Raw genomic sequence first — 26,024 nt, 5'->3', positions numbered from 1 at the left:
GTCGCCGTGAGACACTGGACGACGCCGTGTTCGACGCCCTCTCCGAGAAGCTCCAGGCCACGCTCGACGACGTCCGCCAGCGCGGCACGCTGACCGAGGCCGACGTCAACGCGGCGATGCGCGAGATCCGCCTCGCGCTGCTCGAGGCCGACGTCAACTACAAGGTCGTGAAGTCCTTCACCGCCACGGTGAAGGAGCGGTGCCTCGGCGCCGACGTCCTCGGTCAGCTCAACCCGGGCCAGCAGGTCGTCGGCATCGTCCACGAGGAGCTCAAGGCGCTCCTCGGCGGCGACACGATCGAGCTCGAGTTCTCCTCGCGTCCGCCGACGGTCATCCTCATGTCCGGGCTGCAGGGCTCGGGCAAGACGACCGCGGTCGGCAAGCTCGCGAAGCTCCTGAAGGAGGACAAGGGCTCCGCCGTCGCCGTCGCGGCCTGCGACGTGCAGCGCCCGGCCGCCGTCGAGCAGCTGCGCCTCGTCGGCGAGCAGGCCGGGGCGACGGTCTACGACCGGGGCACCGAGCTGCCGGCGCTCGACGTCGCGCGCTGGGCGCTCGATCAGGCCAAGCAGGACGGCAAGGACGTCCTGATCGTCGACACCGCGGGCCGCCTGCACGTCGACCAGGAGCTCATGGCCGAGCTCGTCGCGATCCGCGACGCCGTCCGGCCGCAGACGATCCTGCTGACCGTCGACGCGATGACCGGCCAGGACGCCGTGAACGTCGCCGAGCAGTTCCAGGCCGCGGCCGGGTTCGACGGCGTCGTCATGTCGAAGCTCGACGGCGACGCCCGCGGCGGCGCGGCGCTGTCGGTGAAGGCCGTCACCGGCAAGCCGATCCTCTTCGCCTCGACCGGCGAGAAGCTCGGCGACTTCCAGGTCTTCCACCCCGACCGCATGGCGCAGCGGATCCTGGGGATGGGCGACGTCCTGACGCTCGTCGAGCGGGCCCAGCAGCAGTTCGACGAGCGCGACGCGAAGGACCTCGAGCGGAAGTTCCGCCGCAACGAGTTCACGCTCGAGGACTTCCTCAAGCAGATGAAGATGATCCGGCGGATGGGGCCGTTGTCCAAGGTCATGGGCATGCTCCCCGGCGTCGGCCAGCAGCTGCAGGGCCAGCAGATCGACGATCGCGAGATGGACCGCGTGGAGGCGATCATCCTGTCGATGACCGTCAAGGAGCGGCGGCATCCCGAGCTCATCAAGGGCTCGCGGCGCCTGCGGATCGCGAAGGGCTCGGGCACGAGCGTCCAGCAGGTCAACCAGCTCGTGAAGAACTTCCAGCAGATGCGCAAGCTCATGAAGCAGATGAGCAAGGGCGGCATGCGGGACCTCGGCGCGCTGATGAACGGCCAGGGCGGCGCGGGCCTGCCCGGCGGCGGCGCCGGCGGCCAGGCCGGGATCCCCGTCCGCGGCGGGGGGCGGGCCGCCCGCCGCCGCAAGCGGTGAGCCGGTAAGGTGTCCCGTCTTGGCGCCGGCCGGCGGACCTGATCCTGCCCGCTGCTGCGCCGGTTTCGCCTTTCCGAGCACCGACCGAGGATTTCCGTGGCTGTCGCACTGAGGCTCACCCGCGTGGGGAGCAAGAAGAACCCCGTCTGGCGCGTCGTCGCCACCGACTCGCGCAACAAGCGCGATGGCCGCTTCATCGAGCTGGTCGGGCGGTACGACGCCCAGACCGAGCCGTCGACGATCGTGCTCGACGAGGAGCGGATCCAGCACTGGCTCAGCGTCGGCGCCCAGCCGTCGGACGCCGTGAAGAAGCTCCTGCGCTCGCAGGGCATCAAGGCCTGACGCCTCCGGAGCCTGCCGTGGTCGACGAGCTGCTGGCGGACCTCACCCGGGCGATCGTCGACGATCCCTCGGCCGTCGAGGTCCAGCGGTCCGACGACGACGACCAGGCGATCGTCCTCGAGCTGCGGGTCGCCGAGGACGACTACGGCAAGGTCATCGGGCGCGGCGGTCGCACCGCCTACGCCCTGCGCACGGTGGTGAAGGTCGTCGCCGCGCACCACGAGCAGCGGGTCCTCGTCGACATCGTCGACGACGAGGACTGACGCGCGCCTTGGCGGACGAGGAGCGCACCCCGGCCGCCGCGGCGGCCGACGAGCACGTCGCCGTGGGGCGCGTCGGGAAGGCCCACGGCCTCGACGGCGCCTTCCACGTCACGCGACCGCGGCTCATCTCCCTCCAGGCGGGCGACGAGGTCGTCGTCGCCGGGGCGTCGCGCCGCATCGCGCGGCGCGGCGGGACCGAGGAGCGCCCGACGCTCGTGCTCGAGGGCGTCGTCGGCCGGGAGGCCGCCGAGGCGCTGCGCGGCAGCGACCTGCTCGTCCCGCGCGCGGCGCTGCCGCCCCTGGACGAGGACGAGTTCTGGCCCGACGATCTCGTCGGCCTCGCCGTCCGCTCGCGGGCGGGCAACGATGTCGGCACGGTGACCCAGGTGCTCGGCCTGCCGTCGTGCGACGTGCTGGAGGTCCGTCGCCCCGCCGGCGGCGACCTGCTCGTCCCGCTGATCCGCGACGCGGTGCCCGAGCTCGATCTCGAGGCGCGTCTCCTCACCGTCGACCTCGACTTCCTCGACGAGCCGGAGCCGGGCGGCGAGGGCTGACGTGCAGGTCGACGTCCTCACGCTGTTCCCCGAGTGGTTCGACTGGTACCGCGACCAGCGCCACGTGCGCAACGCGCTGGCCGCCGGTCACGAGCTGCGGACGTTCAACCCGCGCGACCACACCGTGCTCTCGGGCCGCCAGGTCGACGACACGCCGTTCGGCGGCGGCGCGGGGATGGTCCTGCGCGTGGACGTCATGGAGCGGGCGCTGCGCGGCATCTACGGCGAGGACCCCGTCGACCTGCGGACCCACCGCCGGGTCGTCGCGCTGACGCCCGGCGGCCGCGTGCTCGACGACGCGCTCGTCGACGAGCTGGCGGCCGAGCCGGACGGGATCACGCTGCTGTGCGGGCGCTACGAGGGCTTCGACGAGCGGATCCTCGAGCACTTCTGCACCGACGCCGTCTCGATCGGGCAGTACGTGCTGGCCGGCGGCGAGCTCGCCGCGATGGTCGTCGCGGACGTCGTGCTGCGCAAGCTGCCGGGCACGCTCGGCCACGAGGACTCCGCGGTCGAGGAGAGCTTCAGCGCCGCGCTGGAGGGCGATCCGGAGTACCCGCACTACACCCGTCCGGCGAAGCACCGCGGGTGGGCGGTGCCGGACGTCCTGCTCTCCGGGCACCACGAGCAGATCCGCCGCTGGCGCCGCGAGCGCAGCCGCGAGCGGGGGGACGCCGGGTTGCGCCTGGACCGTGCCGACGTCGCTCCGCCGGGCCCGCCCGACCCGTCCGGCGAGCGCTGAGGGCGCGGGTCCGACGGGCGGCCAGGCGCGGCGCGCCGGACGCAGGACCTTCGCTAAGGTGTCGACCCTTGCCCGGACCCGCGCCCCTGCGCGTTCCCGACCGTCCGGGCCACCTCGCCGATGACCACCGTGATCGAGAAGCTCGAGCAGAGCCAGCTCCGCAGCCACCCCGACTTCCAGCCCGGCGACCGGGTGCGGGTCCACTTCCAGGTGGTCGAGGGCACCCGCCGTCGTACGCAGGTCTTCGAGGGCATCGTCATCAAGCGCCAGGGCCACGGCGCCCGCGAGACGTTCACCGTCCGCAAGCAGTCCTTCGGCGTCGGCGTCGAGCGGACGTTCCCGCTCAGCTCGCCGAAGATCGAGAAGATCGAGGTCGCCGCCCGCGGTGACGTCCGCCGCGCGAAGCTCTACTACCTGCGCGGTCGCGTCGGCAAGGCGGCCCGCGTGCGCGAGAAGCGCTACGTCGCGCCGGACGCGGCGGCGCCCGCCGCCGCCGAGCCCGAGGTCGAGGAGACCGCGGCCGAGGCGCCCGCTCCCGAGGTCGAGGAGACGGCCGTCGAGGCCGCCGCGCCCGAGGCCCCGCAGGCCGAGGCGCCCGCGACCGACGCCGAGGCCGACGCCTCCGGCGAGCCCGCCGAGAAGTAGCCCCGGTCCCGACGCGTGGCCGACGAGATCTCCGGCGGCCCCGCGCGCCCGGAGCCGTCCTCGGACGGCCCGCGCGCGCAGGGCGACGCCGCCCCGGGCACGCCCGCCGCGCGCGCTCGCAAGAAGCGCCGGCTCAACCCGATCGTGGAGCTCGTCGGCCTCGTCGCCATCGCGCTCCTGCTCGCGCTCGGGATCCAGTCGTTCATCGTCAAGCCGTACCAGATCCCCAGCGAGTCGATGCTGCCGACGCTGAAGGTCGGTCAGCGGGTGCTCGTGGACCGGATCTCGGAGCGGCTCGGGTCCGATCCGAAGGTCGGCGACATCGTCGTCTTCCACCCGCCGAAGGGCGCGGAGCCCTCCTCGTCGGGACTCTCGAACGCCGGCGACGCGGTCTGCGCCGACAGCGACAACATCGCCCAGGGGCGTCCGTGCGCCGGCACGGTCGGCGGCGAGTGGGGCAGCGAGAACTTCATCAAGCGCGTCGTCGGCGGACCGGGCGACACGATCGCGGTCCGCGACGGTCGCGTCATCCGCAACGGCAAGCGGACGAACGAGCCCTTCATCAGCGACTCGTGCGTCGGCGCGGGGGAGGGCACGGCGTGCGACCTCCCGAAGCCGATCACGGTCCCGAAGGGCAGCTACTACATGATGGGCGACAACCGGGGCGGCTCGAACGACAGCCGCTACTGGGGTCCCGTGCCGCGCGACTGGATCGTCGGCGGCGCCTTCGCGACGTACTGGCCGCCGAAGGAGATCGGCGGCCTGTAGGCCACGTCCCGTGCGGGGCGTCGTGACGGGCGCGGGCCGGGGCGCGCGACGCCCGTCCGCCCGGTGCGCCACGATCGTCGGGTGAGTCGCGGACGCACGCTCGTGCAGCACGACCGCCGCCTCGGCGTGCGGTTCGTCGTCGGCGCCGACGAGGCCGGCCGTGGCTGCCTCGCCGGACCGCTGGTGACCGGGGGCGTGCTCCTGGACCTCGAGAGGATCGGTCCGCGCGAGGTCCGCGCCCTCGGCGCGCTGGACGATTCCAAGCGCCACGGGCCCGAGGAGCGCGAGCGCCTGCTCGGCGTCGTGCAGCGGCTCGCGGTGCGCACCGTCGTGGTCTCGCGCTGCGTCGAGGGCCTCGACGAGCGGGGCCTGCACGTCACGAACCTCGAGGCGCTGTCGACCGCCGCCCGGCGGGTCGCGGTGCCCGGCGCCCTGTGCCTCATCGACGGGTTCCGGGTGCCGGAGATCGGCCATCCGCAGCGCGCGATCGTCGGCGGAGACGCCCGCAGCGCGGCGATCGCGGCCGCGTCGATCGTCGCGAAGGTCACCCGCGACCGGTTCATGCGGCGGGCCGCCGAGCGCCACCCGCACTGGGGCTTCGACGTCCACATGGGCTACGCGACCGCCGCCCACCGGTCGGCGATCGGCGAGCACGGCATCACGCCCCTGCATCGGCGCTCGTTCCGCTCGGTGGCCTACGCCGCCGCCGGCCTGGGCCCGTTCGTCGACGACCGACGCCCTGACGACGCCGGCGCGGTCGACCCCCGCGCCGCGGGCCCGCAGGCCGGAGACGTCCTCGCGGCCGACTCGCGCACCGGCGGTCCGCTCGGGGACGACTCCCACGCGGCCGGGGACGCCGGCCGGGTCGCCGCAGACTGACGCCGCGCACCGGCCACCCTCCTGGATCGCGGGCCCGGCTCCCCGTCGCGCCTCAGAACGCGCCCTCGACGTGATCGAGCGCGAGGAGCCGGCCGGCCGGGTCCAGCCGGACGGTGATGGCGTCGAAGCGCAGGTCCAGCGCCGTGGGGCGGTCGGTCCGCGACGCCAGCCAGGCGGCCGCCAGGCGACGCACCTGGCGCTGCTTGCCGTCGTGCAGCGACGTCCAGGCGTCGGGACGCCGGGCGACCCGGGCCTTCACCTCGCAGAAGACGATCGTGCGCCCGTCGTGGACGACGAGGTCGATCTCGCCGAAGCGCGTGCGGGCGCGCTGCTCCACGAGGACGAACCCGAGGCGCTGGAGGTGCTGGAGCGCCAGCTCCTCCCCGCGCCGCCCGACCGCGGGGCGGCGGTCGGGCGGATCGGTGGGCGCGGGGGAGGGGGCCGGTTGGGACATGCCTCGACGCTAGGCGCGTCGCTCCGGCACGCGTGCGGCCTCCTGCGCCGGTCCCACGCCGGATCCGTGCCGATCGCGCACGGCGCGAAGTCGCGGCCGATCCGTCGCCGGACCGGCACCGATCGCCCCTGGAGGCGGCACGCCGCCCACGCCTAGCGTCGCCGCCATGCTCGCCCGGCTCCTGACGTTCACCCTCGACGGCCTCGATCCGCGCCCGGTGACCGTCGAGGTCGACGTGCGGCCGGGACTGCCGTCGTTCACGATCGTCGGTCTCGGCGACCTCGCGGTGCGGGAGGCGCGCGAGCGCGTCCGCGCGGCGCTGAGCAACCAGGGTTTCGAGCTGCCGCAGCGCCGGATCACGGTGAACCTCGCGCCGGCGAGCCTGCCGAAGGCCGGGCCGGGGTTCGACCTGCCGATCGCGCTCGGCGTGCTGGTGGCCAGCGGCCAGGCGCGCGATGCCGTGGTCGACGACGTCGCGGTGATCGGGGAGCTGTCCCTCGGGGGCGAGGTCCGTCCCGCCCGCGGGGCGCTGCCGGTCGCCGAGGGCGCGCGCGACGCCGGGCTGGCCGCCGTCCTCCTCGCGCGCTCCCAGCTCGCCGAGGCGGCGCTCGTGCCCGGGCTCGCCCTGCGCGGCGCCGACTCGCTGAAGGAGGCGCTGCGCGCCCTGGCGGCGGGCGCCGCCGACGAGCGCGCGACCCTGCCCGTGGCGGCCGACGCCGACCCGACGGGCGTCCCCGACCTCGCCGACGTCCGCGGCCAGGCGGTCGCCCGCCGCGCGCTGGAGATCGCCGCGTGCGGCAGCCACAGCCTGCTCCTCGTCGGCCCGCCGGGCACCGGCAAGACGATGCTCGCGCGACGCCTGCCCGGCCTGTTGCCGCCGATGACGACCGCGGAGGCGCTCGAGGTCACGCGGATCCAGAGCGTCTGCGGCCTGCACGACGGGCGTGGGCTCGTCCGCGAGCGTCCGTTCCGCGCCCCGCACCACGGCACCTCCGCCGCGGGTCTCGTCGGCGGCGGCTCCGTCCCGCGCCCGGGCGAGCTGACGCTCGCCCACCGCGGGGTGCTCCTCCTCGACGAGCTGCCGGAGTTCCGCCGCGACGCGCTCGAGGCGCTGCGCCTGCCGCTCGAGGACGGGCGGGTCTCGCTCATCCGCGGGGGACGACGACGGATCTTCCCCGCGCGGGCGCTGCTCGTCGCGGCCGCCAACCCGTGCCCGTGCGGGCACGGCGGCTCGCGCTGCCGGTGCGGCGACCACGAGCTCGAGCGCTACCGCCGGCGCCTGTCGGGACCGTTGCTGGACCGGATCGACCTGCACGTGGGCTGCCCGCGACCGACCGCCCGGCAGATCGCCGGACCGCCGGGCGACGACAGCGCGACGGTGCGCCGACGCGTCGAGGCGGGCCGCGCCTTCGCCGCCGAGCGGCGCCGGGCGACGGGACCGCGGCGGCTCGACCACGGCCTCGGACCGCAGGCGGCGACCCTCCTGGACCGCTGCTATGCCCGCGGCGCGCTGAGCGGTCGCGGTCGCGCGCGGGTGCTGCGCCTCGCGCGCACGATCGCCGACCTCGACGCGAGCGACACGATCGGGCCGCACCATCTCGGCGAGGCGCTGCACCTGCGACAGGCGATCGAGCAGGACGACGACGCCGCCGCGCCGGAGGCGGCATGACCACGTGCGCGGCGTGCCGGCGCCGCACCGCCCTCGTGGCCGCCCTGAGCCCGTGGATCGACCGCGGCGCCCGCCGGCGGCGCGGCGGCGAGGGCGCCCTCCTGGGGCGCGCGGAGCCCGAGCTGCTGGACGCGCTGGGCCTCGACGCCCCGCCGGCGCTCGCCGGCGACGCGGACCTCCTGGCGCGCGAGCGCCACCACCGCGAGCACGACGGGATCCTCGCCGTGTGCCGCCACGATCCGCGCTACCCCGCGCGACTCGAGCAGCTCGAGGACCCGCCCGCGGTCCTGCACCTGCGCGGTGCGGGCGAGCGCCTGCTCGAGGACCTCGCGGCCGGCGACCGCCCCGTCGTGGCGATCGTGGGGGCACGCCGCGCTCCGGACGAGGGTCGTCGGGTCGCCGACGGGCTGGGCGAGCAGCTCGCCCGCGCCGGCGTGCTCGTGCTCAGCGGGATGGCCTACGGCGTCGATGCCGCTGCGCACGGGGGCGCCCTGCGCGCCACGGAGTCCGGCGCCGGCGGCGCTCCCGCGACGGCCGCGGTCCTCGGCGGTGGCGTGGACCGCGCATCGCCGGGCGGCCTGCACCGGCTCTTCGGGCGCCTCGTCGCGCACGGCACGGTGCTCGCGGAGCTGCCGCCCGGGACGCAGCCCCGCCGCTGGACGTTCCCGGCGCGCAACCGCCTGATCGCCGCGCTGTCCGACGCGGTCGTCGTGGTCTCGGCCGCGACCGGCTCCGAGTCGCTCATCACCGCCGAGCTCGCCCAGGACCTCGGGCGGCCGGTCGGCGCGGTGCCGGGATCGGTCCTCGACGATCGCCAGGCCGGCACGAACCGGCTGCTGCGCGACGGCGCGACGCCCGTGCTCGACCTCGACGACGTGGCCGCGATGCTCGGCACGGAGCTCGTCCTCGACCGCCCGGGACCCGCGGAGGATGGAGCGCTCGGCGACCCGGTCGTCGCGGAGCTCGCCGCGCGCCTGCGGCGGCGGGCCCGGACGCTCGACGAGCTGCTCGCCGGCGAGGCGGCGCCGGCGGCCGTCCACGCGGCGCTCAGCGAGCTGGAGGCGCGCGGCCAGGTCCGGCGGGGGCTCGACGGACGGCTGAGCTGGAGCGGGAGCTGACCTCGACGACCGTCGGCACGCGGGCCCCGACGGATGGTTCGTCCACGATCGGCCCCCGGCGGCGTGACGCCGTCCGCGAGCGCGGTAGCCTCGGCGGTGATGGCCGCTCGCCGGACCCCCGTCTGCCTCACGATCGCCACGTCGGACTCCGGCGGCGGTGCCGGCATCCAGGCCGATCTCAAGGCGTTCGCGGCCTCCGGCGTGCAGGGGACGAGCGCGATCGTGGGCCTGACGGCCCAGAGCACCGTCGCCGTCACGCGGATCGAGCAGGTCTCGCCCGCGATGATCGTCGAGCAGGTCCGGGTCGTGCTGGAGGATCTCGGCGTCGATGCCGTGAAGATCGGCATGGTCGGCACCCGCGAGACGATCGAGGCCGTGGCCACGGCGCTCGACCTGCTGCCCGACGGCACCCCCGTCGTCCTGGACCCGGTGATGGTCGCCGAGTCCGGCGCGCGCCTGCTCGCCGCCGACGCCCACGACGCGCTCGTGGGCCGGCTCCTGCCGCGCACGACCGTCGTGACGCCGAACCTGCCCGAGGCGCTGGCGCTCGTCGGCCGGGCTGCCGCGGACCCGATCGACGTCTCGGCGCTCGCCGAGGAGGTCGCCGCGCTCGGCCCCGACGCGGTCCTCGTGACCGGCGGCCACCGCGAGACGGCCGAGGACGTGCTGCGGCTCGAGGACGGGTCGCTCGTCCGCCTCCCCGGCGTTCGGCACCCCGACGGCGCCGCCCACGGCTCCGGGTGCACCCACTCGAGCACCCTCGCCGCGCAGCTCGCGCTCGGCCTGCCGCTCGCGGAGGCCGCGCGGGTCGCCCGCGCGGTCGCGGGAGAGGCGGTGCGCAACGGCCGGCGCGACGTCGGCGCGGGCGCCGGTCCGGTCGACGTGCTCGACCTCGACGCCCAGCGGGCGCGGACGGCCGCCCTCGCCGGCGAGGACCTGACCGCGGGGGCGCGGCGATGACCCTCTGGATCGTCACCGCCGCGATCGTGGCGCTGCCGCTGCTGCTGACCGCCGAGGCGTGGGTCCCGCTGCTGGCCCGACGCGCCGCGGCGGTGCGCGCCTGGCTGGCGCTCGGCGGCGCGGGCCGCGCGGAGCGCCGCCGCAGCGAGGCCACCGCACGAGACCTCCTGCGGACCGTGCTGGACGAGGAGTCCTGGGCGATGTACCGGGACCTCGGGTTCGTGCGCGTCTGGGGGCGGCGGCCCCGGGCTCCCGCACCGTCCGGGCGCCGACCACCTTCGGGGGTCGCCTACGCGTACCTCCTCTACCCGCACGCCCCCTACGTCGTGTTCCTGCCGCAGACCACGACGCTCCTGGGCGAGTGCCAGGTCCGCCTGGCCGCCGTCGACCCCAGCGAGCCGCTGACCGCCACGGACGACCTGCTCGCCAACTGGATGGCGCTCACTGGGGACGAGAGCGGCGTCGTCGCCTCCGCCCACATCTCCACGCCCGGCACGACGACCTCGCGGCGCCGCGTCCGGCGCGACCTCTGGCGGCTGCGGGAGTGGGAGCGCGAGCGCGCCGAGCGCCTCGCGACCGCCGAGGGCCGCGCCGCCGGCCAGGCGCCGGTCCGCCGGGGCCGCACCGCCCAGTAGCACCGGAGCCGGCACGGCCGGCGGCCGATCATGGGGCGCTCGTCCGCGGCCGCCGGAGGACCGGCTCCCGCCTCCTACCTGCGAGGATGACCGACGTGGAGACGCCTCCGCCACCGGCGCCCGGCAGCCACCTGCCGGTCGTGGAGCCCGACCGGGACCTCGACGACTGGGGCCGCTCGACGCGGGCCAGCGACGCCCTCGACGGGTCGCTGCTCGAGGCCGCGCACAAGGTCTGGTTCCGGATCGAGCTCCAGCAGGCCGCACGGATCCCCGGACGCGGGGGCGGGGTGCTCGTGGTCAACGGCGGCGGCGCGCTCTCGCCGATCGCTCCGCTGCTGGCCAAGGCGATCCGGGAGGACCATCCGCGCCGCCGGATCGCCCGGCCCTGCGCCGACCCGGCGGTCCTCGACCAGCCTGGGCTGTCGGTCCTGCTGACGCGGATCGGCGTCGTGCGCGCGCACGACGAGGACCTCGCCCGGCTGCTGCGCGACGAGCGCGAGCTCGTCATCGTGAGCGTCCCGACCCAGGACCTGCAGGACGAGGACGCCGCCGGCGCGCTGGCGCGTCATCCCGCCGTGCGCGCCGCGGTGCAGGTCGGCGCGCCGCTGCTGCCCGTCGCCGCCATCGGCATCGACGACGCCCAGCCGGTCCTCGGGCGACTGCCGCTGCCCGGCGGCCGACGGCTGCCGGTGACGCTCGCGTTCCCGCACCTCGGGCCGCTCGGGCTCCTCCTGTACCTGCCGGCGAAGATCCGCCTGCGCGCGCTGGACCCCCAGCCGACGACCGCCGGTGCCGACGATCGCCAGCGGGCCGTCGGCGCCGCCGTCGCGACGGCCCGCGCGCTGCGCGCGGCGACCGACGAGCTGCGGCGGGAGCGCGGATCGCGGTGGCTCGGATGACCGGCGGGCTGCGCGTCCTCGTCACCGCCGCGGCGAGCCGCCTCGGGGCGCTCGTCGTGGGCGCGCTCGAGCGCGACCCGCGGATCGGCACGCTCATCGCCGTCGACGAGCGCCCGCCGGGGGCGCCGTTCGCGGTCGCGGAGTTCGTGCGGCTGGCGCCCGGGTCGCCCCAGCTGCCGCGCGTCGTGCGGGGCGCCGCGGTCGAGGTCCTCGTCGACCTCCGCGCCGCCGCGGCCGTCGCCCGGCAGGACGATCGGGAGCTCGCCGACCACGCCGCCACGACGCGGCGGATCGCCGCCGCCGTCGCCGAGGAGCGATCGCCGCTGCGGCGGCTCGTCACGGTCGGATCGGTGCACCGCTACGGCTGGCACCGCGACCTGCCGACGTTCCTGACGGAGGCGACGGCGCCCCGACCGCCACGCAGCCCCCGCCAGCGGGCGCTGGCGGAGATCGAGGACGCCGCCGCGCGCGCCGCCGATCGGCACGGCGCGCTCGAGCTCGCGACGGTGCGGCTCGCCGATCCGGTCGGGCCGGCCGGCTCCGGGCTCCTGCAGGTCGCCGACCGCCTGCCGCTGCTGCCCACGGTGCTCGGGTTCGACCCACCGCTGCAGGTCGTCCAGGAGGAGGACGCCGCCGCCGCGGTCGCCCACGTCGTCGCGGAGGAGCTCGCCGGGCCGTGGATCGTCGCCGCCGACGGGACGCTCGCGCTCAGCGAGGCGCTGCGGATCCTCGGCCGGGCCCACGCGCCGCTGCTGCCGCCGTGGGGCAGCGGCCTGCTCGCCGGGATCCTCCAGCGCGCGGGCCTGGCGGCGGCGCTCGACGTGGCCGGCCAGCTGCGGTACGGCCGCGGCCTCGACAACCGGCGCCTGAAGCAGACCGGCTTCGCCTATCGCGCCACGACCCGGGAGGCGCTGCTGGGCGCCGAGGGCGTCCGCCGCCGGCGGCGCGTGCTGCACCCCGGAGAGCCCGAGCCCTACGACCCCGAGGTCGAGGCGTTCCTGCGCTACAGCCCGTCGGTTCGCGAGGCGGCCGCCGATCCGGAGGCGGCGGAGCGTCGCGGCGTCGCGGCGCTGGAGCCCGAGGCCCTGCTCGACCTCCTCCCCTCGCTGGATCCCGAGGCGCTGCGCGCCCTGCGCGCCCACGAGGCGGACGGCCCGGCGCGCCGCCGGATCCTCGACGAGATCGACCTGCTGCTCGAGCGGCGCTGAGCGCCGCGATCCGCGGCGGACGTTCGAGCCGGGACCACGCCGGGACGTCCGGTGCTGCGAGGACGCCGCGCGGGCCGCTACGATTCTGGATCGGCCATGGCGCAACGGACAGTCGTCGTACTCGCGAGCGTCGTGCTCGTCCTGCTCGTCGTCAGCGGCGGCGTGCTCGTCGCCGACGCCAGCACGGCGAAGAAGATCCCCGACGGGGTGACCGTCGGCGGGGTCGACGTCGGCGGGCTGACCTCCGACGACGCCCGCGAGAAGGTCCGTACCGAGCTGCTCGGCAAGCTCCGCAAGCCGGTCCGGATCGTCCACTCCGACAAGGCCTGGACGCTCACGCCGCAGACGGCGAAGGTCGACGTCGACATCGACGGCGCCATCGCCGAGGCGCAGCGGGTGGCCGAGGACGGCAACGCGTTCTCCCGGATGCTGCGCAAGGTCACCGGCGGCGAGGTCGACCGCGAGATCGCGACGACCTCCTCGTACTCGCGCACGGCGATCACGGCGCTGCTGAACCGCGTCGAGCGGGGGCTGCACCGCGATCCGCAGGACGCGTCGGTCGAGTTCACCGACGGGAAGCTCCGCGTCAAGCGGGCCCGCGTCGGGCTGCGCCTGCAGCGCGAGCGGGTCGCCGACCTCGTGCGCAAGGCGCTGAAGGACCCCTCGGCCCCGCATCAGGTCTCGGCCTACACCCACAAGCAGCAGCCGAAGGTCACCAACGGCGAGGTCCGCAAGAAGTACGGCACGGTCCTCGTCGCGAGCCGCAGCACGTTCCAGCTGAAGCTCTACAAGAACCTGAAGCTCGTCAAGACGTACGGCATCTCGGTCGGCAAGGCCGGGCACGACACCCCCGCCGGCCAGTACCAGATCCACAACAAGGCGGAGAACCCCGCCTGGCACGTCCCGAACTCCGCGTGGGCCGGCGACCTCGCCGGGACGGTCGTGCCGCCGGGGCCGTCCAACCCGATCAAGGCGCGCTGGCTGGGGATCTACGACGGCGTCGGGATCCACGGCACGTCCGACGACGCCTCGATCGGCACGAACGCCTCGCACGGCTGCCTGCGGATGCACGTCCCGGACGTCATCGACCTGTATCCGCGCGTTCCGGTCGGCACGCCGATCTGGATCCTCTAGGTCCCTCGACCGGCAGCGCCGGCGTTCCCTCGCCGCCCGGACCGCGGGTCAGCCGCGGCGAGGCGCCCCGACCCCTCGGGGCGGTCCGGGATCAGTCGTCGAAGGGCGAGCGGGCGATCTCGGCGCGCTCGCCGTCGCCCTCAGCGCCGGCCTCGGGGCCGAACGCGGCGATCTCCTCGATGTCGATCTCCTCCCAGCCCTGACGGAGCAGCAGGAGGTGGTGGTCCCCGCGGCGAAAGGCGACGGTGCCCAGCCAGATGCCGCGCTCCTGCTTGCGCAGCACCGAGTACCAAAGGGTGGACGCGTCGATGTCGCCCCGGATCGGATGCCACGGAAGCTGCGGATCGTCGATCGGGCTGCACAGCCCGGCGGCGATGAGCTGCCGCTTCGTGGCCACCTGGCCGGACCGCGTATCGATGAAGAACGAGCCCACGACGCCTGAGGATATGACCGACGCGGCCCCCGGCGCCTCCTGGCGCGCCGCGCTCGAGCTCGCCGATCGCGACCAGGAGCGGCGTGGAGCGGCCGCGCGGACCCGCAAGGCCTACGCGGGCGACCTCGCGCGGTTCGCGGCGTGGTGCGCCTCGGCCGGGCTGCGCGGCCCCGAGGCCGTCGACGTCAAGGCGGTCCGCCGGTACACGCAGTTCCTCACGGCCGGCGGCGCGGCGGCCACGACCGTCACGCGCGCGCTGGCGGCGCTGCGCTCCGGGTTCCGGTCGTGGAAGGCGGCGGGTCTCGTGGCGGGCAACCCCGCCGAGCTCGCCCCGGCGCCGCGCCGGCCCCAGCACCTGCCGCGGATCGTGAAGCCCGCCGAGGCGGCGCAGCTGCTCGAGCGCATCCCGGCCGACGACGACGCGCTCGCGCTGCGGGATCGCGCCATGCTCGAGCTCGCCTACGGGTGCGGGCTGCGGGCCGCCGAGCTCGTCCGGATCGACGTCGTCGACCTCGACCTGGGGGAGGGCGCCGGTCCGGCCCAGGTCCGCGTGACCGGCAAGGGGGAGCGGACGCGGACCGTCCCGGTCGGCGATCCCGCGGTCGACGCGGTGCAGCGCTACCTCGGCCGCGGTCGGCCGGCGCTGCGCGATCCGGCGGCCGACGACGGCGCGCTGCTCCTGTCGCGACGCGGGCGTCGGCTGTCCACGAGCGACGTCCGCCGCCGCCTGGACCGGTGGGTCCGACACGCCGGGCTCCCGAGCGATCTGCACCCGCACGCGCTGCGCCACTCCTTCGCCACCCACCTCCTGGACGGCGGAGCGGACCTCCGTGCGATCCAGGAGCTGCTGGGACACGCACAGTTGTCCACGACGCAGGTCTACACTCGGGTAGAGTCGACCCGGCTGCGAGCGGCGTACCGTCGCAGCCATCCACGAGCCTGACGGACCCCGTCCGACCGACTGCGTACATCCCGTTGCCCGTCGAGCCACGACCGACCGATCAGCGCGAGCTCTGGCGCCGCCTGCGCGCCGACAAGGACCAGTACGCGCGCGAGCAGCTCGTGCTCCAGCACGCGCCGCTCGTGAAGTGGGTGGCAGGCCGGATCGCCGCCACCCTCCCACCGCACGTCGAGGAGGGAGACCTCATCTCCTACGGGATGGTGGGGCTGACCTCGGCGGTGGACCGCTTCGATCCCTCCCGGGACGTGCGCTTCGAGACGTACGCGGTCACGCGGATCCGCGGCGCGATCATCGACGAGCTGCGCTCGCAGGACTGGGTGCCCCGATCGGTGCGCGCACGGGCCCGCGAGATCGAGCGCACGCACAGCCAGCTCGAGCACCGGCTGCACCGCGCCCCGACCGACGAGGAGATGGCCGACGCGCTGGGCGTGACGGTCCGCGACTTCCAGGACTCGCTGCTGCAGGTCTCGCAGGCGACCGTCCACGCGCTCGACGAGATGTGGAGCGTCAGCGACGCGTCCGGCGACCAGGTGTCGCTGCTGGACACGATCGAGGACGAGCGCGCCGAGGACCCGGAGGCGATGCTCGCCGACCAGGACCTGCGCGATCAGGTCGGCGACGCGATCCAGCGGCTGCCGGAGCGCGAGAAGGTCGTGATCGCGCTCTACTACTACGAGAACCTGACGCTGCGCGAGATCGGCGAGGTCCTCGGCGTGACCGAGTCGCGCGCCTCGCAGCTGCACACGAAGGCCGTCCTGCGGCTGCGCGCCCGTCTCGCCGGTGGCGAGGCCGAGCTCGCCTGAGCCTCGATCCGCCGAGGCTCGGCCGATCATCCGCGGAACCGGGCTGAGCGCCGGCCCACCGACCGTCCGTGGAGGCGGCGGGCGGCGGCTGCCGACGGGTGGCGGAGCGCCGGCCGGATGCTAGCCTCGATCTGGTGTCCACGCCCACCTCGTACCTCGTCTGCGCGTCCTGCGGCAGGCACCTCCTGCGGGGCGAGGAGCCGGAGATCTTCCTGCACGACGGCGAGCGTCGCGAGGTCTGCGAGCTCTGCGTCCCGCGCGCGCTGCACGCCGGCTGGATCCGGATCGGCGTCGGCGATGCGCTGACGCTGGAGCCCGAGCGCGGGCCGTCGCTGCTGGACCGCCTGCGCCGCGCCCGCGGCGGGCGGCGCGGTGGACGGAGCCGGCCGACCCCGGCTCGCGCGAGCGGCACCCGGCGCCGTCGCCCCGACCCCGACGCCGAGCGACCGGACGAGCGGGGCGAGGTGGATCTCGGCGTCCCGGCGCCCTCGCGCCGCCACATCCACACGCTCGAGGACGAGCTGGGCATCACGGTCGAGGAGGAGCAGCACGCCTCGCCGCTCGCGGCGCACGGCACGACCGCGACCGGCGACCGGGCGCAGGTCATCAGCGCGGGTGCGCGGATGGCGGCGCGCGCGATCGACCTCTACAACCACTCGCCGCACCCGCGGACGCTGTCGGGCATCGCCCGCTCCCTCGGGGCGCCGTGGGTGACGATCCGGGGCGTCGGCGACTCGCGGATGCGGATCGTCGTCGCGTGGGAGCTCACCTGGTACCGGTTCGAGCTCGACCTCGCGCGCGAGGGCGACGGCGTCCACGTGCTCGACCAGGGCACGGCGCTGGCGGAGCTCGACCCGGGCGACGTCGAGCCCAACGCCGTGGCCGACGAGCACGGGTACCTCTACCTCGGCAGCGGCCAGCCCGCCCAGGCCTGAGGCTCCTCAGCGGCGCGGGCGCCGACCCTCGCCCAGGCGCCGCTCGCGATCCTCGCGCTTGCCGTCGAGCTCCTCGATCTCGGCCCGCAGCTCGAGGAACGAGCGCCGGCGCTGGTCGGGCAGCGCGCCCGCCTCGACCGCGGCGATGACGGCGCACCCGGCCTCGCGGTCGTGCCGGCAGTCGGCGAACCGGCAGCCGGCCGCGAGCTCCTCGATGTCGGAGAACGCCGCGGCGAGGCCGCCGGTGTCGCGCACCATCCCGAGCTCGCGCGTGCCGGGCGTGTCGAGCAGGCAGGTGCCGGTGCCGTCGAGCGGGACGAGCTCGCGGGCCGTCGTGGTGTGGCGACCCTTCGCGTCGCGCGCGCGGACGCTGCCGGTCTGCAGGACGTTCTGGCCGAGGAGCGCGTTGATGATCGACGACTTCCCGGCGCCGGACTCGCCGATGAGCGCCGTCGTCTCGCCTCGCGGCAGCAGGGCGAGGACCTCGTCGAGCCCGCGGCCGTCCCGCTTGGACACGGCCACGGCGGGCACGTCGGGCGGCACGGCGTCGCGCACCGCCTGCCACGCGCCGGGGAGGTCCAGGTCGATCTTCGTCGCGACGACGATCGGCTGGGCGCCGCCCTCGTGCGCGACGACGAGCGAGCGCTCGATCCGGCCGGGCCGCAGGGGCCGGTCGAGCGGGTGGACGACGAGCACCGCGGCGACGTTCGCCGCGAGGACCTGCTCGAGCAGCTCGCGCGACGGGTCGCGGCGTCCGACGCGCCGCTCGCGCGGGGCGACGTCGACGGCGAGCAGTCGGTCGTCGCTGGAGTCCCGCTCGACGGCGACCCAGTCCCCGACGGCCAGCGGCGTCTCCGCCCGGTCGTCGTCGTAGGTCGACGCGCGAGGGAGCCGCGCGACGCCGGGCCGCCGGCCGTCGGCGGTGACGAGGTGGCAGCCGCCGTACTCGATCCGCGCCACGCGGGCCGGTCGTCGCTCGGGCCGGTCGGCCAGCGCCGGCGCGAGCCGCGCCGCGATCGCCTCGTCGTAGCCGGCCGCGGCGAGCGGATCGTCGAGGTCCCAGAGGTCGGCGACGTCGTCGGGCTCCGGCGGCGCGGGCACGGGCGCGTCGTCGCGTCCGTCGTCCATCCGTCAGGCGCCGAGGGGGGCGGGCATCGGCCCGGATCCTACGCGCTCGCCGCCACGCGCTCCGCCGTCCGACCGCGACGCGCCCGCCGATCCGGCCCGCTATATTGCTGCTCCCGCGCGGATGTAGCTCAGTTGGCTAGAGCGTCTGCTTGCCATGCAGAAGGTCGTGGGTTCGAGTCCCATCATCCGCTCCTGAACGAAAGCCCCGCCCCGGCGGGGCTTTCGCGTTCTCCGGCGGTCGTGCGGTGGCGCGCGGCTCACGGCGGCGTCGGCAGCGCGGAACCCGCTCGGGCTCGACGTGTCTGGCGCGGCGTTCCGCGGTCGTTCGTAAGCTCCCGCGCATGTGCACGGGTGGCGAGGTGCTGGCGGAGATCTTCGCTCCGGACTCCCGGTCGCGTCGCATCGTGCGGTGGCTCTACTGGGTGGTCCTGCTCGGCGTCCTGGCGCTCGGCGTGTACCTCGTGCTCGAGACCGGCACGCTCGGCTGACCGCCCCGGGCGACGCGGGAGCGTGCGGTTGCGCGTCGCTCGCGCCTCGCCGTAGCGTGCGCGCATGCCGCTCCGACCGTTGCTCCCGCCCGCGGCGGTGGCGTCCGCTGCGGCTGTCGCGCTGCTCGCCGTGGCGCCGCCGACCAGCGGGGTCGCGGCGGCCGGCGGGCCGCCGGCGCTCTACGCGGTGCGGGACGGGCGGAGCGTCGCGGTCGCCGGCGTCGACGGGACGCGACGGACCGTCCTGCGCCTCGCCCGCAGCAGTCGCGGGGACGTCGCGCTGGCGCTCTCCGGCGACGGCACGCGCCTGGCCGCGCGACACGGCGACGACGCGGTCCGGGTGGTGGACCTCGCGAGCGGGCGGGTCCGCACCATCCGCCGGACCGGCCGGGCGGTCGTGCTGCGGTTCTCGCCGGACGGGACGCGCCTGGCGGTCGTCGGGGCCCGGCCGGGCCGGTTCCGCGACCAGCTGCGGACCTGCGCGGTCGGCTCGCGGCGGTGCCGGATCGTGGGCGGCCGGCGCGTGCTCGGCGCGCCCGCGTGGGCGCCGGACGGCCGCCGCCTGGCGTGGATGGTCGCCGTCGGCGAGGACGCCGCGCCCGATCTGGTGGTCGGTGACGGTCGCCGGAGCCGGACGATCGCGCGCGCCCCGCTCCGGGGATCCCGGGTCTGGCTTCCCGAGTCCCCGACCTGGGACGGCAGCGGGGTCGCCTGGGCGAGCACGCGCGTGCGACTGCGGGACGGCGAGCTCGCCGGGATCCTCGCCTCCCGCATCCAGCGCTGGGACGGGCAGGCGGTCCGCACGGTCGTCGCCCGCCCCGCCGACGAGGGGATCCCGCTGGCGGCGATCGCGCCGGTCGGGGGTGGTCCGGGACTCGTCGCGCTCGCCGCGCGGGACGGCCGCACGTCCAGCGAGCTGCGCCTCGTCACCGTCGACCCCGGCGGGACGGTGGAGGAGACCGGGGTCGTCCTCGGGCGGTTCGGGTACGACGCCGGCGACGGCGTGCGCGGTCTGCATCCGCTCGTCGACGGGCGCATCGCCGTCGTCGTCGGCGGCGCCGACGACGTGCCCGGGCACGGCCGTCGGCCCCGGCTGCAGCTCGTGACGATCGGCGGCGTCGGCGGGAGCAGCGGCGGACCGGTGGTCGCCGAGGGCGACGAGCTGACCGTGGCGACGCCGTGGCCCGGCGGCGCGCCGCTCTGAGCCCGAGATCGCGCCACCGCCGACCGCCGTGCCGCGATGACGACGCGTCGCGCGCGGCGGCCCGCCCGCGTGATCGGTGCCTCGACGCAGGGGGGAGTACACTGTCCACGAGTACGCCGTCAACTCCGTTCGGCGAGCTCGGGACGGGGACGCCGCCTCCGGGTCGTGGACGCGACGTGATGAGGGTGTCCGCGGGCTCGTGCCGGCGCCCCCCTGGAACAGGGGCTCCTGCGCCACGGGAGGCGGCGTCCCCGTCCCGAGCAGCCGTTCCGCAGCGCTCGCCCCGACCCTCGCGGGCGGCCTGGCCGGGTGCGGCGCGGGGTCGCGAGACCGTGCTGCCGCCCCGATCGTCGACGCCTGCGCCGTCCTGCGGGTCACCGAGCACGTCGAGGGCCTCGCGTGGAGTCCGCGGACGCTCGCCGACGCGGTCGCCGGCAGCGATCTCGCCGTCGTCGCCCGCGTGGGTCCGCCGTGCGGGCATGCAACCGGTCTCCTCGCGTTCTCTACACCAAGAGAATACTCGGTGTGTATAGTCGCCGCCCATGCAGATCTCGAAGGCGTTCCTCGGGCTCCTGGAGTCGGGGCCGAGCCACGGGTACGACCTGAAGCGCGCCTACGACGAGCGTTTTGGCCAGGACCGCCCGCTGGCGTACGGCCAGGTGTACGCCACGCTCCAGCGGCTGCTCAAGCACGGCCTCGTCGAGCTCGACGGGATCGAGCCGGGTGGCGGGCCGGAGCGCAAGCGCTACGCCATCACGGACGCCGGGGTCGCCGACGTCGACCTCTGGCTCGCCCAGCCGGAGCGCCCGGAGCAGTACCTGCAGACGACGCTCTACGGCAAGGTCGTCCTCGCCCTGCTCACGGGCCGCCCCGCCGCCGACATCCTCGACACGCAGCGCGCGGCGCACCTCGACGCGATGCGCGAGCTCACGCGACGCAAGCGCGACGGTGACCTCGCCGATCAGCTCGTGTGCGACCACGCGCTGTTCCACCTCGAGGCCGACCTGCGCTGGCTCGAGCTGACGGCCGCGCGACTCGACGGGCTCCGCGCGCAGGTGACGTCGTGACCGGCCCGGCGGCCAGGCCGCTGCTCGTCGGGACCGACCTGCACAAGGCGTTCGGCGCGACCACCGCCCTCGAGGGCGCGACGTTCGCCGTCGACCCCGGCGAGGTCGTCGCGATCATGGGTCCGTCGGGCTCCGGCAAGTCGACGCTGCTGCACTGCCTCGCGGGCATCGTGCGACCCGACCGCGGCACCGTCCGCTTCGACGGGCGCGACCTCGCGACGCTCACGGACGCCGAGCGTGGTGCGCTGCGCCGGTCGGCGTTCGGGTTCGTCTTCCAGTTCGGTCAGCTCGTCCCGGAACTCAGCTGCGCGGAGAACGTCGCGCTGCCGCTGCGGCTGGACGGCGTGCCGCGCCGCGAGGCCGACGCCCGGGCGATCGCCTGGCTGGAGCGGCTCGAGGTCGCCGACGTCGCCCGCCAGACGCCGGGACGCGTCTCGGGCGGCCAGGGCCAGCGGGTCGCGGTCGCACGGGCGCTCGTCACGACGCCACGCGTGGTCTTCGCCGACGAGCCGACCGGGGCGCTGGACTCGCTCAACGGGGAGCGCGTGATGGACCTCCTCGCCGGCGCGGCGCGCGAGAGCGGCGCAGCGGTCGTGCTCGTCACCCACGAGGCACGCGTCGCCGGCTGGTCGGACCGCGAGGTCGTCGTGCGCGACGGCCGCACCCGCACGACGGAGCTCCTCGCGTGAGCCGCGCCGGCGCCTGGGCGCGCGAGCTGCTGCTCGGCGCCCGCCTGGCCGTCTCCGGCGGACGGGCGTCGTGGTCGCGCACCGCGATGACCGCGGTCGGCGTCGGGCTCGGCGTCGCGCTGCTGCTGCTCGCCGCCGCCACGCCGACGGCGCTCGACGCCCGCGACGCGCGGACCGCGGCGCGCGACGACTTCCAGCTCTCCGACGCCCCGACCGCCCGCGGGCCCCGCACGCTGCTCGTCGCCGACGTCGCGGTGCGGTTCCGCGACGAGAACGTCCGCGGGCGGCTCGTGCAGCCGGAGGGGCGCCAGGCCCCGTTCCCGCCCGGTCTCGCACGGCTGCCTGGGGCCGGCGAGGTCGTCGTCTCCCCGCGCCTCCGCCGGCTGCTCGCCGGCTCCGACGGCCCGCTGCTGCGCCCGCGCGTGCCCGGCCGGATCGTCGGCACGATCGCCGATGCCGGTCTGAGCGGACCGGGCGAGCTCGCCTTCTGGGCCGGTCGCGACGACCTGCGCGTCGGGCCCGACGGCGTGCGACGGATCGACCGCTTCGGGGACACGGGGCAGTCCGAGGGGCAGTCGCCGATCCTGGCCCTGCTCGTCGTCGTCGCGCTCGTCGTGCTGCTCGTGCCGGTGGCCGTGTTCGTCGGCGCCGCGGTCCGCTTCGGCGGGGAGGAGCGCGATCGCCGCCTCGCCGCGCTGTCGCTCGTCGGTGCCGACCGCCGGATGGTGCGCCGGATCGCGGGCGGTGAGGCCCTGCTCGGGGCGCTGCTCGGGCTCGTCGCCGGCGCGGGGTTCTTCCTCGGCGCGCGGCAGCTCGCGTCCGGGGCGCGGGTCGGCGACCTGAGCGTCTTCCCGGGCGACCTGCGGCCGGCGACGGGTCTCGCGGTCCTCATCGCGGTCGCGGTCCCCGCGGTGTCGGTCGGCGTCACGCAGCTCGCGCTCGGACGCCTCGCGATCGACCCGCTCGGCGTCGTGCGGCGCGGCGGGGCGCGGCCGCGGCGCCTCGCCTGGCGGCTCGCGCTTCCCGTGCTGGGCCTGCTGCTGCTCGTGCCGCTCCTGCGCACCGACGTCGCCGCCGGGGAGCGGCTCGATCCGTGGCTCGCCGCAGCCGGCATCGCCTGCGTCCTCGTCGGGATCACCGCGGTGCTGCCGTGGCTCGTCGAGCGGGTCGTCCGAGGGCTCCGTCCCGGACCGGTGCCGTGGACGCTCGCGGTTCGCCGGCTCCAGGCCGACGGCGGGGCGGCCGCCCGGGTCGTCAGCGGGATCGCGGTCGCGGTGGCCGGCGCGATCGCGCTGCAGACGCTCTTCGCGGCGGCCGAGGACGCGTCGACCGTGCAGACCGGCGCCGACGTCGCGCGCTACGACGCGCAGGTGCTGACCACCACCGGCCCCGGCCGACCGTCGGCCGAGCAACTGCGCGCCGCGCTGCGCCGCGCCGGTGCCGAGGCCGCGCTCGTGCGAGAGAAGACGCTCATCGAGCGCCGCGACGGCACGACGTCGGTGGTCACCGTCGCCTCCTGTCGGGTCCTCCGCCGCCTCGCGGTGCTGCGGTCGTGCGCCGACGGCGACGCCTTCCTCGCCCGTGGCGGGCCCGGAGTCGTCGTCCCGGCTCCTGGCTCGGCGTGGCGCGACGGGCGCGCGCGGTGGCGCGTCCCTACCGAAGCACGACGCGTGGCGTCGCGGCCGAGCGTCATCGACGGCGGACCGACGGAGGGCGTGCTGCTGACCCCGGCGGCCGCGGACCGCCGCGCGCTGCCGGGACTGTCGGCCGCCGCGGCGGTCCGCCTCGACGGCCGGCGCGACGCGCTCGAGCACCTGCGCAACGAGGCGGCGCGCCTCGGGCCGCTGACCGTCGTGTCCGAGCTCACCGCGACGCGCGCCGACGGCGAGTTCCTCGTCGTGCGGCGCGGGATCGTCGCCGGAGCGATCGCGGTGCTCGTCCTCATCGGCGCGAGCATGCTCGTCTCGGCCCTGCAGCAGTTGCACGAGCGCCGGCGGCTGCTCGCCGCCCTCGTCGCCTTCGGCACCCCGCCGCGGACGATCCGACGCTCCGTGCTCCTGGAGACGGCGGTCCCGGTGGCTCTCGGTCTCGCCGTCGCCGTGCTCGCCGGGACGGCGCTGGGGATCGTCCTCCTGCGACTCGTCGGCGAGCCCGTCCGGATCGACGTCGGAGCGACGCTCCTCGTCGTCGGCGTCGGCGCGGCCGTCGTCCCCCTCGTCACCGTCCTGACGGGGCCCGCGCTCGGGCGGATCCTGCGACCCGAGGGGCTGCGGACGGAGTGACGCGGCGTGACCGGTGGACGCGCGTCAGCGGACGGCCACCGGTGGGGCGTCGTCGCGGGGCGTCGTGGCGGCGTCCTCCTCGTGCACGATCCACAGCGCGACCGGCAGGAGCAGCACGGCGATCCACCGGGGCGCGTCGATCGCGTCGTGCAGGAGCTGGGCGACCGCGCTCGGCGCCGCCGCGGCGAGGAACACCCGCAGACCGCCGCTCGGGCGGGCGCGGCAGTAGCCCGCGAGCACGACCAGCGCGACGACGGCGACGACCTGTCCGGCGTCGCGATCGAGGAGCGCGGCCGCGGCGACGACGGCGAAGAGGCTCACGAGGACCCCGGTCCCCGGGAGGGCCCCGACCTGTGATCGCCGCGTCATGGCGCCACCGTACCGGCACCGGAGGCCGGCGATCCCGGACGAGGCGACCGCGTCAGGGCGTCGTGGCCCGGTCGCCGACCGGGCGGCGGTCGGACCCGCGGACTCGCACTTGCGGGTGGGCAGGGCCCGCGGCGCGTCATCGCCCACGTCGGCGCGGCGTCGGGCGGTGGCCGCGCTCCCGCCGCCCGAGCTGCTCCAGGAGCGTCGACGCGAGCTCGAGCTGCTCCGCGGTCGCGCCGGAGGCGAGGTGCAGCACGCCCTCGACGATCCGCGTCGCCTCCGACCGCTCGAGCGGGACGTCGCGACCCCGCGCCAGCGCGAGCAGGAAGTCCTCGAACGGGCGACGGACGTCCGGCGCGGCGCGATCCATGCCGCGATCGTGCGTCGGTGCGGCGGCGCCGCGCAAGGGCACCGGCCCCCTGCGGGACCTCGACGCGACCGCGCGCTGGCGCGCGTCGGTCCGGCCTAGACGACGCCGAGCGCGAGCATCGTGTCGGCGACGCGCCGGAACCCGGCGATGTTCGCGCCGCTGACGTAGTCGCCGGGACGGTCGTACTCCTCCGCCGTGTCCCGGCAGAGGCCGTGGATCTCGCGCATGATCTCCACGAGCCGCTCGTCCGTGCGCTCGAAGGTCCAGCGGTCGCGCGCGGCGTTCTGCTGCATCTCCAGCGCGCTGACGGCCACGCCGCCGGCGTTCGCCGCCTTGCCCGGGCCGAAGGGGACGTCCGCCTCCTGGAAGACGTCCACGGCCTCGGGCGTGCAGGGCATGTTCGCGCCCTCGGCGACGGCGATGACGCCCTGGTCGACGAGGCGGCGCGCGTCGTCCTCGTCGAGCTCGTTCTGGGTCGCGCAGGGCAGCGCCACGTCGCACTCGATCGCCCAGATCGATCCGTCCTCCTCGTACCGGGCGTCCCGACGCCGATCCGGGTAGGCCGAGAGCCCGTCGCCGTCCTCGCCCTTGAGCTCGCGAACGAGGTCGAGGTCGATGCCCTCCGGGTCGTGCACCACGCCGTGGGAGTCCGAGCAGGCGACGACGAGGCCGCCCAGGTCGGTGACCTTCGCGATCGCGTGCAGCGCGACGTTGCCGGCGCCGGAGACGACGACGGTCCGCCCGTCGAGCGACGTGTCGCGCGCCTGCAGCATCTCCTCCACGAAGTACGCGCAGCCGTAGCCCGTTGCCTCCGTCCGCAGCTGCGCGCCGCCCCAGCCGAGGCCCTTCCCCGTCAGGACCCCGGGCTCGGAGCGGTTCGTGATCCGCTGGTACTGCCCGAAGAGGTAGCCGATCTCGCGCTCGCCGACGCCCATGTCGCCCGCCGGCACGTCGGTCCGCGCCCCGATGTGGCGGTGCAGCTCCGTCATGAACGCCTGGCAGAACCGCATGATCTCGCCGTCGCTGCGGTCCTTCGGCGAGAAGTCGGCACCGCCCTTGCCGCCCCCGATGCCCAGGCCGGTGAGCGCGTTCTTGAAGATCTGCTCGAAGCCGAGGAACTTCAGCGTCCCGAGCTGGAGCTCGCCGTCGAACCGCAGGCCGCCCTTGTAGGGCCCCAGCGCGGAGTTGAACTCCACCCGGAAGCCCCGGTTCACCTGCACCTCGCCGTCGTCGTCGACCCACGGGACGCGGAAGAGGATCTGGCGCTCGGGCTCGCAGATCCGCTCGAGCAGGCGCGCCCGCGCGTACTCCGGGTGACGCTCGATCACCGGCGCGACGCTCTCGAGCACCTCGTGCGCGGCCTGGTGGAACTCGTCCTCGCCGGGGTTGCGTCGCTGCAGGGTCGCGAAGACGTCCTCCAGCGCGGGGGGCAGACCGGGGCGGCCCTCGGCCACGTCGGTGCTCACGCCGGGCCCCCGGTCGCGATGGTCGCTCGGCACGTCGTCGATCGGGTGCGCATCGCCTTCGACGTTGCCCCGCGCGGACCGCCGGCAAACGCCGCGTCGGGCGCCGAGAGCGGC

The 26,024-nt window shown here is 76.0% G+C and carries 28 protein-coding genes, 1 tRNA gene and 1 pseudogene; 24 read left to right on the top strand and 6 right to left on the bottom strand.

The genetic code is table 11. From position 1 onward, the window contains the following. Nucleotides 1–26: 26 nt before the first annotated feature. From ffh to SK069_RS02415, 8 genes and pseudogenes are all read left to right on the top strand, one after another. Entirely contained in the window at nucleotides 27–1,445 is a 1,419-nt protein-coding gene (gene ffh / locus SK069_RS02450) for a signal recognition particle protein (RefSeq protein ID WP_319952588.1), read from the top strand. A gap of 96 nt (nucleotides 1,446–1,541) precedes the next feature. Continuing rightward, nucleotides 1,542–1,787: a 30S ribosomal protein S16 gene (gene rpsP, locus SK069_RS02445; RefSeq protein WP_319952587.1), complete on the top strand. Its 246-nt coding sequence runs from the start codon at nucleotides 1,542–1,544 to the stop codon at nucleotides 1,785–1,787. Nucleotides 1,788–1,804: 17 nt separating this feature from the next. Next, entirely contained in the window at nucleotides 1,805–2,050 is a 246-nt protein-coding gene (locus SK069_RS02440; protein WP_319952586.1) for a KH domain-containing protein, read from the top strand. A gap of 8 nt (nucleotides 2,051–2,058) precedes the next feature. Continuing rightward, nucleotides 2,059–2,604 (top strand): ribosome maturation factor RimM, encoded by a 546-nt coding sequence (gene rimM / locus SK069_RS02435; protein ID WP_319952585.1) that lies wholly within the window; start codon nucleotides 2,059–2,061, stop codon nucleotides 2,602–2,604. 1 nt (nucleotide 2,605) lies between these two features. Further along, a complete protein-coding gene (gene trmD, locus SK069_RS02430; protein WP_319952584.1) occupies nucleotides 2,606–3,346 on the top strand; it encodes a tRNA (guanosine(37)-N1)-methyltransferase TrmD in 741 nt (246 codons plus the stop codon). Nucleotides 3,347–3,466: 120 nt separating this feature from the next. After that, nucleotides 3,467–3,805 (top strand): annotated as a pseudogene (rplS, locus tag SK069_RS02425) (50S ribosomal protein L19); the annotation flags it as partial. A gap of 201 nt (nucleotides 3,806–4,006) precedes the next feature. Then, nucleotides 4,007–4,759 (top strand): signal peptidase I, encoded by a 753-nt coding sequence (gene lepB, locus SK069_RS02420; protein ID WP_319952583.1) that lies wholly within the window; start codon nucleotides 4,007–4,009, stop codon nucleotides 4,757–4,759. A gap of 81 nt (nucleotides 4,760–4,840) precedes the next feature. Beyond that, nucleotides 4,841–5,638 carry a ribonuclease HII gene (locus SK069_RS02415; protein ID WP_319952582.1) on the top strand — a complete coding sequence of 266 codons (798 nt, stop codon included), beginning with the start codon at nucleotides 4,841–4,843 and terminating at the stop codon, nucleotides 5,636–5,638. A 52-nt stretch (nucleotides 5,639–5,690) separates the two neighbouring features. On the opposite strand, the gene SK069_RS02410 is transcribed toward SK069_RS02415, so the two are convergent. Next, nucleotides 5,691–6,092, bottom strand: coding sequence for a YraN family protein (locus SK069_RS02410; RefSeq protein ID WP_319952581.1), 402 nt, complete (start codon nucleotides 6,090–6,092; stop codon nucleotides 5,691–5,693). A gap of 166 nt (nucleotides 6,093–6,258) precedes the next feature. On the opposite strand from SK069_RS02410, the gene SK069_RS02405 reads away from it, so the two are divergent. The 7 genes from SK069_RS02405 (at nucleotide 6,259) to SK069_RS02375 (ending at nucleotide 13,715) form a co-directional block, all read left to right on the top strand. Next, nucleotides 6,259–7,761 (top strand): YifB family Mg chelatase-like AAA ATPase, encoded by a 1,503-nt coding sequence (locus SK069_RS02405; RefSeq protein WP_319952580.1) that lies wholly within the window; start codon nucleotides 6,259–6,261, stop codon nucleotides 7,759–7,761. After that, on the top strand, nucleotides 7,758–8,879 hold the full coding sequence (locus SK069_RS02400) for a DNA-processing protein DprA (protein WP_319952579.1): 1,122 nt from the start codon (nucleotides 7,758–7,760) through the stop codon (nucleotides 8,877–8,879). Before SK069_RS02405 ends, SK069_RS02400 begins: the two co-directional genes overlap by 4 nt. 99 nt (nucleotides 8,880–8,978) lie before the next feature. Then, nucleotides 8,979–9,839 (top strand): bifunctional hydroxymethylpyrimidine kinase/phosphomethylpyrimidine kinase, encoded by an 861-nt coding sequence (gene thiD, locus SK069_RS02395; RefSeq protein WP_319952578.1) that lies wholly within the window; start codon nucleotides 8,979–8,981, stop codon nucleotides 9,837–9,839. Beyond that, nucleotides 9,836–10,474, top strand: a complete 639-nt coding sequence (locus SK069_RS02390; RefSeq protein ID WP_319952577.1) for a hypothetical protein — start codon at nucleotides 9,836–9,838, stop codon at nucleotides 10,472–10,474. The genes thiD and SK069_RS02390 overlap by 4 nt, the downstream gene beginning before the upstream one ends. A gap of 95 nt (nucleotides 10,475–10,569) precedes the next feature. Further along, nucleotides 10,570–11,373 (top strand): lysophospholipid acyltransferase family protein, encoded by an 804-nt coding sequence (locus SK069_RS02385; RefSeq protein WP_319952576.1) that lies wholly within the window; start codon nucleotides 10,570–10,572, stop codon nucleotides 11,371–11,373. Beyond that, nucleotides 11,370–12,581: an NAD-dependent epimerase/dehydratase family protein gene (locus SK069_RS02380; protein ID WP_406628242.1), complete on the top strand. Its 1,212-nt coding sequence runs from the start codon at nucleotides 11,370–11,372 to the stop codon at nucleotides 12,579–12,581. The genes SK069_RS02385 and SK069_RS02380 overlap by 4 nt, the downstream gene beginning before the upstream one ends. A gap of 96 nt (nucleotides 12,582–12,677) precedes the next feature. After that, a complete protein-coding gene (locus SK069_RS02375; protein WP_319952574.1) occupies nucleotides 12,678–13,715 on the top strand; it encodes a L,D-transpeptidase family protein in 1,038 nt (345 codons plus the stop codon). 91 nt (nucleotides 13,716–13,806) lie between these two features. On the opposite strand, the gene SK069_RS02370 is transcribed toward SK069_RS02375, so the two are convergent. Then, complete coding sequence (locus SK069_RS02370; protein ID WP_319952573.1) at nucleotides 13,807–14,148, bottom strand: hypothetical protein; 342 nt, start codon at nucleotides 14,146–14,148, stop codon at nucleotides 13,807–13,809. A gap of 13 nt (nucleotides 14,149–14,161) precedes the next feature. On the opposite strand from SK069_RS02370, the gene SK069_RS02365 reads away from it, so the two are divergent. From SK069_RS02365 to SK069_RS02355, 3 genes are all read left to right on the top strand, one after another. Continuing rightward, the gene (locus SK069_RS02365; protein WP_319952572.1) at nucleotides 14,162–15,091 is read left to right on the top strand and encodes a tyrosine-type recombinase/integrase; all 930 of its coding nucleotides are present in this window, start codon (nucleotides 14,162–14,164) and stop codon (nucleotides 15,089–15,091) included. A gap of 32 nt (nucleotides 15,092–15,123) precedes the next feature. Further along, on the top strand, nucleotides 15,124–15,912 hold the full coding sequence (gene whiG, locus SK069_RS02360) for an RNA polymerase sigma factor WhiG (protein ID WP_319952571.1): 789 nt from the start codon (nucleotides 15,124–15,126) through the stop codon (nucleotides 15,910–15,912). Between the two features lie 134 nt (nucleotides 15,913–16,046). Next, complete coding sequence (locus SK069_RS02355; protein WP_319952570.1) at nucleotides 16,047–16,847, top strand: hypothetical protein; 801 nt, start codon at nucleotides 16,047–16,049, stop codon at nucleotides 16,845–16,847. A gap of 6 nt (nucleotides 16,848–16,853) precedes the next feature. Here SK069_RS02355 and rsgA read toward each other — a convergent pair whose 3' ends face one another. Then, on the bottom strand, nucleotides 16,854–17,975 hold the full coding sequence (gene rsgA, locus SK069_RS02350; RefSeq protein ID WP_319952569.1) for a ribosome small subunit-dependent GTPase A: 1,122 nt from the start codon (nucleotides 17,973–17,975) through the stop codon (nucleotides 16,854–16,856). A 117-nt stretch (nucleotides 17,976–18,092) separates the two neighbouring features. Between rsgA and SK069_RS02345 the strand changes: the two genes are divergently transcribed. The 6 genes from SK069_RS02345 to SK069_RS02320 all read left to right on the top strand — a co-directional run bounded on the left by SK069_RS02345 (nucleotide 18,093) and on the right by SK069_RS02320 (nucleotide 23,705). Next, nucleotides 18,093–18,166, top strand: a tRNA-Gly gene (locus SK069_RS02345). A 150-nt stretch (nucleotides 18,167–18,316) separates the two neighbouring features. Further along, nucleotides 18,317–18,463, top strand: a complete 147-nt coding sequence (locus SK069_RS02340) for a hypothetical protein (RefSeq protein WP_319952568.1) — start codon at nucleotides 18,317–18,319, stop codon at nucleotides 18,461–18,463. A 64-nt stretch (nucleotides 18,464–18,527) separates the two neighbouring features. Next, nucleotides 18,528–19,667 (top strand): TolB family protein, encoded by a 1,140-nt coding sequence (locus tag SK069_RS02335; RefSeq protein WP_319952567.1) that lies wholly within the window; start codon nucleotides 18,528–18,530, stop codon nucleotides 19,665–19,667. Between the two features lie 542 nt (nucleotides 19,668–20,209). Beyond that, complete coding sequence (locus SK069_RS02330) at nucleotides 20,210–20,734, top strand: PadR family transcriptional regulator (protein ID WP_319952566.1); 525 nt, start codon at nucleotides 20,210–20,212, stop codon at nucleotides 20,732–20,734. Beyond that, nucleotides 20,731–21,423, top strand: a complete 693-nt coding sequence (locus tag SK069_RS02325; protein WP_319952565.1) for an ABC transporter ATP-binding protein — start codon at nucleotides 20,731–20,733, stop codon at nucleotides 21,421–21,423. The genes SK069_RS02330 and SK069_RS02325 overlap by 4 nt, the downstream gene beginning before the upstream one ends. Then, entirely contained in the window at nucleotides 21,420–23,705 is a 2,286-nt protein-coding gene (locus SK069_RS02320; RefSeq protein ID WP_319952564.1) for an FtsX-like permease family protein, read from the top strand. The genes SK069_RS02325 and SK069_RS02320 overlap by 4 nt, the downstream gene beginning before the upstream one ends. Before the next feature lie 24 nt (nucleotides 23,706–23,729). On the opposite strand, the gene SK069_RS02315 is transcribed toward SK069_RS02320, so the two are convergent. The 3 genes from SK069_RS02315 to gdhA form a co-directional block, all read right to left on the bottom strand. Further along, on the bottom strand, nucleotides 23,730–24,074 hold the full coding sequence (locus SK069_RS02315) for a hypothetical protein (protein ID WP_319952563.1): 345 nt from the start codon (nucleotides 24,072–24,074) through the stop codon (nucleotides 23,730–23,732). 136 nt (nucleotides 24,075–24,210) lie between these two features. Then, nucleotides 24,211–24,444, bottom strand: coding sequence for a hypothetical protein (locus SK069_RS02310; protein ID WP_319952562.1), 234 nt, complete (start codon nucleotides 24,442–24,444; stop codon nucleotides 24,211–24,213). 95 nt (nucleotides 24,445–24,539) lie between these two features. Then, nucleotides 24,540–25,910 (bottom strand): NADP-specific glutamate dehydrogenase, encoded by a 1,371-nt coding sequence (gdhA, locus tag SK069_RS02305; protein WP_406628222.1) that lies wholly within the window; start codon nucleotides 25,908–25,910, stop codon nucleotides 24,540–24,542. Between the last annotated feature and the right edge of the window lie 114 nt (nucleotides 25,911–26,024).

Origin of the sequence: Patulibacter brassicae (assembly GCF_033949425.1) — a bacterium.
Taxonomy (GTDB): domain Bacteria; phylum Actinomycetota; class Thermoleophilia; order Solirubrobacterales; family Solirubrobacteraceae; genus Patulibacter; species Patulibacter brassicae.
Note: the sequence above shows the minus strand (reverse complement) of the source record. Positions and strands in the feature narration are given on the sequence as shown.